Annotated in this window: 7 protein-coding genes; 1 reads left to right on the forward strand and 6 read right to left on the reverse strand. The window is 66.8% G+C overall.

Annotated elements, in window-relative coordinates; genetic code table 11:
• On the forward strand, positions 1-5051 hold a 5051-nt coding region (locus G3O06_RS43555), incomplete at its 5' end, for an autotransporter outer membrane beta-barrel domain-containing protein (protein WP_205819784.1).
• A gap of 92 nt (positions 5052-5143) precedes the next feature.
• Here the strand turns inward: G3O06_RS43555 and G3O06_RS43560 are convergent.
• The 6 genes from G3O06_RS43560 to G3O06_RS43585 all read right to left on the reverse strand — a co-directional run bounded on the left by G3O06_RS43560 (position 5144) and on the right by G3O06_RS43585 (position 11030).
• The gene (locus G3O06_RS43560) at positions 5144-5869 is read right to left on the reverse strand and encodes an amino acid ABC transporter ATP-binding protein (protein ID WP_205819785.1); all 726 of its coding nucleotides are present in this window, start codon (positions 5867-5869) and stop codon (positions 5144-5146) included.
• Positions 5866-6543: a glutamate/aspartate ABC transporter permease GltK gene (gene gltK / locus G3O06_RS43565; protein WP_174974057.1), complete on the reverse strand. Its 678-nt coding sequence runs from the start codon at positions 6541-6543 to the stop codon at positions 5866-5868. The genes G3O06_RS43560 and gltK overlap by 4 nt, the downstream gene beginning before the upstream one ends.
• Positions 6543-7283, reverse strand: a complete 741-nt coding sequence (locus tag G3O06_RS43570; RefSeq protein ID WP_174918633.1) for an amino acid ABC transporter permease — start codon at positions 7281-7283, stop codon at positions 6543-6545. The genes gltK and G3O06_RS43570 overlap by 1 nt, the downstream gene beginning before the upstream one ends.
• An 84-nt stretch (positions 7284-7367) precedes the next feature.
• The gene (locus G3O06_RS43575; protein WP_174918634.1) at positions 7368-8261 is read right to left on the reverse strand and encodes a glutamate/aspartate ABC transporter substrate-binding protein; all 894 of its coding nucleotides are present in this window, start codon (positions 8259-8261) and stop codon (positions 7368-7370) included.
• A gap of 252 nt (positions 8262-8513) precedes the next feature.
• The gene (locus tag G3O06_RS43580; protein ID WP_174918635.1) at positions 8514-9800 is read right to left on the reverse strand and encodes a Glu/Leu/Phe/Val dehydrogenase; all 1287 of its coding nucleotides are present in this window, start codon (positions 9798-9800) and stop codon (positions 8514-8516) included.
• 276 nt (positions 9801-10076) lie between these two features.
• Positions 10077-11030 carry a LysR substrate-binding domain-containing protein gene (locus G3O06_RS43585; protein ID WP_174918636.1) on the reverse strand — a complete coding sequence of 318 codons (954 nt, stop codon included), beginning with the start codon at positions 11028-11030 and terminating at the stop codon, positions 10077-10079.
• Between the last annotated feature and the right edge of the window lie 96 nt (positions 11031-11126).

Here is an 11126-nt window from a genome sequence, read left to right on the forward strand (position 1 = left end):
TCGGCGCGGCCGTCGCGAGTGGCGGCACCTGCGCGCTCGGCAGCTTCAGCCCGACCGTCAACGACAACCTCGTCGGCGCCACGACCGTGTCGGGCGGCGACCGGGTCGGCCTGACAGGTGCATGGACCGGTGCGGCCGGCGACATGGGCTACACGCAGATGCCGCTCGGCAGCACGTCCGTCGTGTCGGGCAACCCGAATCAACCGCTGCTGTCGATCGGCGGCAAGACTCGAAGCGTCAGCACGCCCGATTCGATCACCGGTGGCCGGACATCGATCGCGACCTACGATTCGGCCACGTTCTCCGCATCGACTGCGGGCTCGACCAACGTGCCGGTCTATCACGACGTGAACGGCAACCAGTACGTGAACACGCGAATCGGCACCGTCGATCGCTCCGGCGGGACGCTCGACGTGTCGATCGGCAATCCGGCAGGCTCGCCGACGGCAACCGGCAACGCGATCACGATGGCGCCGAAGCAGACGGATCTGTTCGTCGCAGACGGCACCGGTTCGGCGCCAAGCGTCATCAACTGGAATTCGCGCAACCAGGTCTGGCTGGGGACCGGCGACTATCTCGCGAATGGCGGCCCCGCAGGTCATGTCCTGCTCGAGGTTCCGACGTATGCGGGCAGCTTCACCGCCTTCGACGGCAGCACGTGGACCGTCACCGACGAGGCGTCGCTTGCCGCATACAACAACTTCCTCGTGCGCTCGGTGAGCAGCGGCGCGCTCGGCTCGCAGGCCGCCTACGACAGCGCGTTCAACCGGGCCGTCACGTTCACCACGCAATCGTTCGGGTACGCGAACAACGTGTCGCCGGGCGACGAGAACGCGCTGCCGATGAACTACCTGACGGCCCTGCACGGCACCGGCCCGAACGCGACGCTGCATATCGGCAAGGATGGGCAGATCGACTTCCGCGGCACCAACACGATCGACTCGAGCTCGGCGGTCCTCGCGGAAAACGGCGCGCACTTCGTCAACGACGGCGGCCTGTCGGGCGACTTCACGCTCGTGCGCCTGCTGACCGGCGCGAGCGGCGTCAACAACGGCGTGATCTCGTCCGGCTATGCCGCCGGCGACAACTTCAATACGGGCGGCGCCGCGCCGCCCGACAACTTCAGCCTCAACGCGTACACCGAGGGCAACGGCGTCTACGCGAACGGCGCCGGCACGACCTTCGTCAACCACGGCGTGATGAACGTCGGCGCGTGGACCTTCAACACCACGCGCCCGGACCTGCAGAACTACGCGGTGGCCGCGACCGACGGCGCGAGCGCATCGAACGCCGGCACGATCAACGTCGGCGTCAACGCGACGACGCTCGACAGCCAGGTGATCGGCGGCCTCGTCGCCGGCGGCAGCTTCACGAACGAAGCCGGCGGCACGATCTATCTCGGCCGCGCGGCCCAGTACGATGCCGGCGCGCCGGAAGCCGTGAACGACGTCGCGCTGTCCGCGCACGCGTACGGCATCCTGCTCGGCGCCTCGGGCACCGCGAGCAACCTCGGCACGATCGTGATCGGCTCGCAGACGCAGAACGGTGCCGCGCTGGCGAGCATCGGCTCGTCGTCCGGCACGCTGACCAACGCGGGCGCGATCATCGTCAACGGCGCGGCGTCCGGCACGCCGCTCGCCAACGTCGGCATGCTCGCGGCCGACACCGCCGCGACCGTGACCAACACCGGCACCATCACGCTGAATGGCATCAACGGCATCGGCATCATGGTCGTCGGTGCCGGCACGACCGCGACGGCCGCGACCTCGACCGGCACGATCAACGTGGCCGGCGGCCTCGATCCCGCGTCGGGCACGCGCAACTACGGCGTGTGGGCCGAGGGGCCGCGCGCGAAGGCCACGCTCGACGGCGCGCTCAACCTGACGGGCACCGGCGCGATCGGCGTGCATGCGCGTTCGGGCGCGACGATCGACGTCGGCGCCAATGCCGTGCCCGCCTTCATGTCGGGCACCAACCAGATCGGCTTCTACGCGTATGGCACGGGCTCGAAGATCAACGTCGCCGCGCAGCACCTCAGCGTCGACACCGACGATTCGACGCTGTTCCGCGTCGCGGGTGGCGCGGCCTACACGGGCGCGTCGACGGCCGGCACGCTGACGACCGACGTCAACGGCCAGCGCGCGCACGGCGTGCTCGCGACCGACGCCGGCACCGTGCTGTCGACCGGCAACGCGACCTACAACGTCAATGGCGCGAACGGCATCGCGATCGCGGTCGAAGGCGGCGCGCAAGGCACGATCGACGCGGGCGCGACGATCGACCTGAACGCGGCCGGTGCGATCGCCGGCGTCGTCGACGGCCAGGCGCACGACCTCGCCGGTGCCAATGCAGGCGCACCGGTCGCGACGATGCTCACCAACCACGCCGCCGTCACATCATCGACGGCCGGCGTGACCGGCTTCGTCGCGCAAAACCTCGGCACGCTCGAGAACCGCGACACGGTGCTGCTGACGGGCGCCGGCTCGACGGGCGTCGTGATCGGCGCGCTCGGCACGGTGAACAACGCGTCGACGATCCGCGTCTCCGACGGCACCGGTGCGCTCGTCCAGGGTGCGTCGGCGACGCTTTCGAACGCAGGTTCGATCCAAGCCGACGACGGCATCGCAGGCGTGCACCTGACGGGCGCCGGCGCCTCGGTCGCGCTGTCGGGTGCCGGCACCGTGATCGCGAACGGCAGCGCCGACGGCGTGCTGATCGACCCGACCGTGACGGGCGGCGGGCTCGCGGCCGGCGCGACGTCGATCACGGTCGGCGGCTCGGGCAAGGGGATCGACAACCAGGGGACGAACGCGACGATCGCGCTGTCCGGCACGCAGATCGGCACGACCGGCGGGGGCGCCGACGGCCTGTCGTCGACAGGGGCCGGCGCGCGCATCGCGGCCGATGCGGCGACCGTCGTCCGGACCACCGGCGACAACGCGCGCGGCTTCTTCGTGTCGGGCGCGGATTCGACGTTGGCGGCCAACGGCACGATGGTTTCGACGACCGGCGCGGGTTCGGCCGCGATCGTGACGAACGGCGGCGCGACCGCGCTGCTGTCGGGCGCGAAGATCACCACGTCGGGCACGACGGCCGACGGCCTCGTCGCGCAGAACGGCGGCCGCATCGGCGATACGGGCTCGACGATCGCCAGCGCCGCCGGCAACGGCGCCACCGCCGACAGCGGCGGCGTGCTCGCGTTGACCGGCACGACGCTCAAGGGTGCGACGGCCGGCGTGCTGACGTCCGATACGCTCGCAACCGGCGCGACGAGTTCGGTGCTGGTCGACGGCGGCAGCGTCACGTCCGCCACCGGGCCGGCCTTCGCCGCGCGCGGCGGCACGGCCGACATCGCCGTGCGCAACGGCACGGTCGTGACCGCCGGCAACGGCACGCTGCTCGACCTGTCGAACCGCAGCAACACCACCTTCACCGCATCGGCCGTGAACCTGGCCGGCGACATCGTCTCCGACGCATCGAGCACCGGCAACGTGTTCCTCGCGAACGGCACCACGCTGACCGGCAAGATCGATCCGGTCGCGCTGACAGTGGACAACACCAGCACGTGGCGCATGACGGGCAGCTCCGTGCTGAGCAGCCTGAACAACGCGGGCCTGGTCGCATTCGCCGCACCGACCGGTTCGCCGACGCTCGCGGGCAGCTACAAGACGCTGACGACCGGCAGCTACGTCGGCAACGGCGGCACGATCGCGCTCAACACGTTCCTCGGCGCCGACGCTTCGCCGACCGATCGGGTGGTCGTGAACGGCGGCGCGGCGAGCGGCACGACAGGCCTGAAGATCGCCAACACGGCCGGCACCGGCGCGCAGACGAAGGGCGACGGGATTCCGGTGGTCGTCACGACCAACGGCGGCACGACCACCACATCGGCGTTCCAGCTCGCGGGGCCCGTGCAGGCGGGCGCGTACGAATACCGGCTCTATCGCGGCGGGCAAGGCGACGCGAACGGCTGGTACCTGCGGTCGCAGCTCGATTCGACGGACCCCGGCGACCCGATCCATCCGTCCGGCGGCGGTGATGGCGACGGTAGCGGCAACGGAAACGGCGGCGGCACGCTCGCGTATCGCCCCGGCGTGTCGGGCTATGCCCTCACGCCGCTGCTCAACGCCGACTATGGCTTCTCGACGCTTGGCAAGCTGCACGAGCGCGTGGGCGACATCTACAACCTCGAAAAGCAGCAGCCCGGCAATCGCGACGGCGTGTGGGGGCGCATCGGCGGCCAGAGCCTCGACGCGAACGCGGGCCGCTTCGCGGCCGACGAACGCACGTTCTTCGCACAGTTCGGCAAGGACTGGACGCTCGACCAGGCACCGAACGGCGGCGGCAGCATGCATGTGGGCGTGACGGCCAGCATCGGCGTGTCGAACGCGAGCTTCAGCGACATGGCGCGCGCCGATACGGCCAACCTGTCGACGTCGACGGGCTCCGTCGAGATGCACGCGCAGAGCATCGGCGGCTACTGGACGAAGTACCTGTCCGACGGCACGTACTTCGACAGCGTCGGGCAGGTCACGCACTACGGCAACCGCTATCGCGACAGCTACGGCAACGAGGCGTCGCAGAACGGCTTCGGCATCGCGCTGTCGCAGGAAGTCGGCAAGCCGTTTGCGATCGGCGCGCTGCCGGTCGCGGTCGAGCCGCAGGCGCAGTTGATGGTCCAGTACCTGAAGCTGAACGGGTTCAACGACAATGTCTCCGCGGTATCGGGTACGACGACGAACGCGCTGCGCGGCCGCGTCGGCGTGCGCATCTTCCGGCCGAACCTCCAGTCGGATTCGGGTGGCGGTGCCGCGACGCCGTACTTCACGGCCGACGTGCTGCACGACTTCCTGTCGCCGGGCCAGACCGTCGTCGGCGGCACGCCGTTCGCGACGCATCTCGGCCGCACGTGGTACGAGCTCGGCGTCGGCGTGACCGCGGGCTTCGGCAAGTCAGGCGAGCTGTATGCGAACGCGAAGATCGCGCGCAACATCGGCGGCGACTACCGGCGCGGGATCGTCGGACAGGTCGGCTACCGCTACAGCTGGTAACGCCCGCGAGCAGCGGACGAAAAAAAACCGCCCGGCGCTCGGCCGGGCGGTTTTCGCATCGACGCACCCGCAGCGCCGACGAGCGCGGACGCTCAGTGCAGGATTTTCGCGAGGAAGTCCTTCGCGCGTTCCGATTTCGGATTCGAGAAGAAATCGTCCTTGCGGTCGTCCTCGACGATCGCGCCCTTGTCCATGAAGATCACGCGATGGGCCACCTTCTTCGCGAAGCCCATCTCGTGCGTGACGACCATCATCGTCATCCCTTCCTGCGCGAGTTCGACCATCACGTCGAGCACTTCGTTGATCATCTCGGGGTCGAGCGCCGACGTCGGCTCGTCGAACAGCATCGCGATCGGATCCATCGACAGCGCGCGCGCAATCGCGACACGCTGCTGCTGGCCGCCCGACAGCTGGCCCGGGAACTTGTGCGCATGCGCCTTCAGGCCGACGCGGTCGAGCAGTTTCAGGCCCTTCTCGTTCGCCTCGTCCTTGCCGCGGCCGAGCACCTTGACCTGCGCGAGCGTCAGGTTCTCGGTGATCGACAGGTGCGGGAACAGCTCGAAATGCTGGAACACCATCCCGACCTTCGAGCGCAGCTTCGACAGGTTCGTCTTCTTGTCGCCGACCGACTGGCCGTTCACGAGGATCTCGCCCTGCTGGAACGGCTCGAGGCCGTTCACGGTCTTGATCAGCGTCGACTTGCCCGAGCCCGACGGGCCGCACACGACGACCACTTCGCCCTTCTTGACCTCGGTCGTGCAGTCGGTGAGGACCTGAAACTGGCCGTACCACTTCGAAACGTTCTTGATGGAAATCATCTTGTGACCTTTTTCTGGAGACCCTTGACGAGAGCAGACGCCAACGAGCAAATCACGAAATAGCATGCGCCGGCGAACAGGACCATCTCGACGGTCGTGCCGTCGCGATCGCCGACGTTGGCCGCCGTGCGGAAGAAGTCCGCGAGACTGATCACGTACACGAGCGACGTATCCTGGAACAGGACGATCGCCTGCGTGAGCAGCAGCGGGATCATCGCGCGGAACGCCTGCGGCAGGATCACGAGGCGCATCGCCTGCGCGTAGTTCATGCCGAGCGCGAACGCGGCGTTCACCTGCCCGCGCGGCACCGCCTGGATGCCGGCGCGGATGATCTCGGAATAATACGCGGCTTCGAACAGCGAGAACGCGACCATCGCCGACGCGAGACGGATGTCGATCGTCGGCGACAACCCGAGCACGCCCTGCAGCAGCTGCGGCACGATCAGGAAGAACCACAGCAGCACCATCACGAGCGGGATCGAGCGGAACACCGTCACGTAGCCCTGCGCGAACCACGCAAGCGGCTTGACGCCCGACAGCCGCATCAGCGCCAGCAGCGTGCCCCAGACGATCCCGATCACGATCGCGATCAGCGTGATCTGGAACGTGACGACCGCCCCCGTCCACAGCGTCGGCAGCGCGCCGGGAATACTACTCCAGTCGAACTGATGCATCACTTGCCTCCGATATAGCCGGGCAGCCGCGTGCGGCCTTCGATCCAGCGCATGAACGCCATCACGATGAGGTTGATGATCACGTACGCGAGCGTCACCGCAATGAACGACTCATACGTCTGCGCGGTGTAGTCGACGAGCTGGCGCGCCTGCGCGGACAGGTCGAGCAGGCCGATCGTCGACGCGACGGCGGAGTTCTTGAAGATGTTCAGGAATTCCGACGTGAGCGGCGGCACGATGATCCGGTACGCAACGGGCAGCAGCACGTAGCGGTACGTCTGCCATTGCGTGAAGCCCATCGCGAGGCCGGCGGCGCGCTGGCCCTTCGGCAGCGCGTTGATCCCCGAGCGCACCTGTTCGCACACGCGCGCGCCCGTGAACAGGCCGAGACAGATGATCGACGCGGTAAAGAACTGCGTGGCAGGCGGCAACTGCTTGATCCAGGTGCCGATCGATGCGGGCAGCAGCTCCGGTATCACGAGATACCAGACGAAGAACTGCACGATCAGCGGAATGTTCCGGAAGATCGACACGTACACGGTGCCGATCGCGGACAGCCATTTGTTCGGCACGGTGCGCAGCACGCCGAACAGCGAACCGACGATCAGCGCGATGACCCAGGCGACGAGCGACACTTCGATCGTCACCCAGAAGCCGGACATCAGCCATCCGAAATAAGTCGTCGGCTCGCCGGTCGACACGGGGCTCAGGAAGATGCCCCAGTTCCAGTGGTAAGACATGGGCAAGACTCCAGCAAAAAGAGACGGAAGAAGCGGGGCCTCTTCCGTCTCATTAGCGTCATTTCTGCATCAACGGCCGTGCGGTCAGTCGAGCGCCTTGTCGTTCGGGTTCGCGTACAGCTTCTTCATCGAATCGGACAGCGGGAAGTTCAGGTTCAGCCCCTTCGGCGGGATCGGGTTCTCGAACCACTTCGCGTAGATCTTCGCGGCTTCGCCCGACTTCTCGACTTGCGAGATCGCGTCGTCGACGACCTTCTTGAAGTCCGCATCGCCCTTGCGCATCATGCAGCCGTACGCTTCTTCCGATTGCGGCGTGCCGACGATCACCCACTCGCCCGGCTGCTTCGCCTTCGCGCGCTCGCCCGCGAGCAGCGCGTCATCCATCATGAACGCGACCGCGCGGCCCGATTCCAGCGTGTTGAACGAATCGCCGTGATCCTTCGCGCTGATGATGTTCATGCCGAGCTGCTTGTCGTTGTTCATCTTGCGCAGCAGGCGCTCCGACGTCGTGCCGGCGGTGGTCACGACCGTCTTGCCCTTCAGGTCCGCGAAATCCTTGACGCCCGAATCCTTCTTCGTCATCAGGCGCGTGCCGATCACGAAGATCGTGTCGGAGAACGCAGCCTGCTGCTGGCGTTCCGTGTTGTTGGTCGTCGAGCCGCACTCGATGTCGACCGTGCCGTTCTGCACGAGCGGGATGCGGTTCTGCGACGTGACCGGGATGTTCTTCACCTGCAGGTTCGGCAGGTTCAGCTTCTTCTTCACCGCGTCGACCACCTTCAGCTGGAATTCGCGCGAATAGCCGACCACCTGCTGGTTCTGGTCGTAGTAGGAGAACGGAATCGACGATTCGCGGTGCCCCAGCGCGATCACGCCCGTGTCCTTGATCTTCTTCAGCGTGCCCGTCTCCTGAGCATGCGCGCCGCTTGCGAACGCGCAAAGCGCCGCGAACATCAGGACTGCCTTTTGGTATTTCATTTTGGTCATCTCCTTGGCTAAAACCCGCGCCAGTGTATCAAAGTAATATTTTTGAAAGTACTGGTTGTTTACCGAACCACGAATCGCGCTGTGCGAAGCCTTCCTCCCGGCTTCGGGCGCCCCTTCCGGCGCCTGAATGCGCACGCGGGCGATGCCGGATTCGGCACCGCCCGCGAGGGTTCATGCACGCAACCGGATGGATTGCGTCATGGATTGATCGTAGTCAACCGATCCGAAATCGGCAACCACCAATCAGGGGTACAGGCCGCGCATTTCGCGCGCCATCAGGATGCGCTTGCACGCAACGATGAACGCCGCCGTACGCACCGACACCTTGTGCTCTTCCGCGACCGCCCACACGCCGGAGAACGCTTCGCGCATCACGCGCTCGAGACGGTGGTTGATCTCGTCCTCCGTCCAGAAGAAGCTCGAGAAATCCTGCACCCATTCGAAGTACGACACGGTCACGCCACCTGCGTTCGCGATCACGTCCGGGATCACGAGCACGCCGTTCGCGGTCAGGATGTCGTCCGCCGCCGTCGTCGTCGGGCCGTTCGCGCCTTCGACGATGATCTTCGTGCGGATCTTCGCTGCGTTCTTCTCGGTGATCTGGTTTTCCAGTGCCGCCGGGATCAGGATGTCGGTTTCGACCGTCCAGAACTCGTCATTCGGCATCGGCTCCGCGCCTTCGAAGCCCGCGACGCCGCCCGTGCGTGCGACGTGCTCGAGCAGCTTGTTCGAATCGAGGCCGGCCGGCTGGTAGATCGTGCCCGTGTGATCCTGCACCGCGATCACCTTCGAACCCGCTTCCTGGAACAGCTTCGCCGCGATGCCGCCGACGTTGCCGAAGCCCTGCACCGCGATGCGTGCGCCTGCGATCTCGAGGCCCTTCTTCTTCGCCGCTTCGCTGCCGACGACGAACACGCCGCGGCCCGTTGCTTCCTTGCGGCCGAGCGAACCGCCGAGTGCGATCGGCTTGCCGGTCACGACGCCGGTCGACGTCTGGCCCTGGTTCATCGAGTACGTGTCCATCATCCACGCCATCACCTGTTCGTTGGTGTTGACGTCCGGCGCCGGAATGTCGGTGTTCGGGCCGATGATGATGCCGATTTCGCTGGTGTAGCGGCGCGTCACGCGCTCGAGCTCACCACGCGACAGCTTGCGCGGGTCGACGCGGATACCGCCCTTCGCGCCGCCGTACGGCACGTTCACGGCCGCGTTCTTGACCGACATCCACGCGGACAGTGCCATCACTTCCGACAGCGTCACGTCCTGGTGGTAACGCACACCGCCCTTGCCCGGGCCGCGCGACACGTTGTGCTGCACGCGATAGCCTTCGAAGTGCGCGACGGTGCCGTTATCGAGCTCGATGGGGCAGTCGACGATCAGGATGCGCTTCGGGCGCTTCAGCGTTTCGAGCCAGCGCGACAGCGAGCCGAGGTACGGCGCGACGCGATCGACTTGCTGAAGATAGTTGCCCCACGGGCCGAGATCGTCGGCGTGCAGGTAGGACGGGATGGACTGCAATTGCGAAGACATGGATGCTCCAACGGTCAACAGGTGCGCACATTGTCGAAAAACCCGTTTTTTTTATCCAATGCCGTTTGCTTATTCGATTATGCGTTTCTTGCATGATCGCGATTTTTCGCAAATCTGCGGTCGATTTGCGCAAGAACGCACGCGATCGATCGTGCATCGCGTGCGTGAAAAATCGTGTTTCCTGGAAGCGGGAGAGCCGCCGGACAGCCGCCCGACAGGCGCCGCAAGCTCGACGACAGCCGGCCGGCCAGCGCAGTCGCGGTTAACCGCCCACGGTTAACCCGCGGTTTCGCGCAGTTCGTCGCGCACGACGTCCCACAGCGCACGCACGAGCTTCTGGCGAGGATCGTCGCCCTGCAGCGCGAGCTTGTCGCAGTACAGCCGGATCTCCATCGTCAGCGTGAACGGATACGCGCCGCCGCGCACCGACCGGTCGAGCCGGATCAGGCGGCCGCCCGCGACCGCATCCTCGACCGCGCTGTGCGGCAGGAACGCGACGCCGTGACCCGCGAGCGCCATCGCCTTCAGCCCTTCGGCCATGTCGGTTTCATAGACGCGATCGAGGAACAGCGGCGTCGACGCATTCGCGACGATGACCTCCGTCATCCGGCCGAGATACGCGTTCGGCGTATACGACAGGTACGGCACGCGCGCGTCGGCCGTGCCGGGCAGCGTATAGCGCGGCCGCCCCGCGCGGCCCGGCGCCGAGAACGGGCTGATCGGCTCGCTGCCGAGGACCAGCATGTCGTAGCGCGCCGGGTCGAGCGCGACCGGATGGCTCGGGTGGTGGTAGCCCATCACGAGATCGCAGCCGCCCTCGACGAGCGACAGCACCGCGTCGTGCACGTTCAGCGCGCGCAGCCGCGTATGGACCTGGCCCATCTTCGCCTCGATCCGCTGCAGCCAGCGCGGGAAATACGTGAGCGACAGCGTGTGCGGCACCGCGAACTCGATCGTCGGCACCGGCGCGCCGACGTGGCCGCGCAGCAGCGTGCGCGCCTCGTGCGCCTGCGACAGCATCGTCAGCGCCTGTTCGTAGAAGATCTGCCCGGCCTGCGTGAGCCGCGTCGGATAGACCGAACGATCGATCAGTTCGGTCGCGAGCCATGCCTCGAGCGCCTGGATGCGCCGCGAAAACGCCGGCTGCGACACGTGCCGCAGCTCGGCGGACCGGCTAAAGCTGCGCGTTTCCGCGAGCGAAACGAAGTCTTCGAGCCATTTCAGTTCCATGCAGGCGGGCGCGGCGGGCGGCGGTCGGGAAGAAGCCTGCATTCTACCGGCGGGCGGGCCCGGCAGGCGGTGCGGCGAGCGGCCCGGCGCCCCGCC

Source organism: Burkholderia sp. Ac-20345, from assembly GCF_017104825.1.
GTDB lineage: Bacteria > Pseudomonadota > Gammaproteobacteria > Burkholderiales > Burkholderiaceae > Burkholderia > Burkholderia lata_B.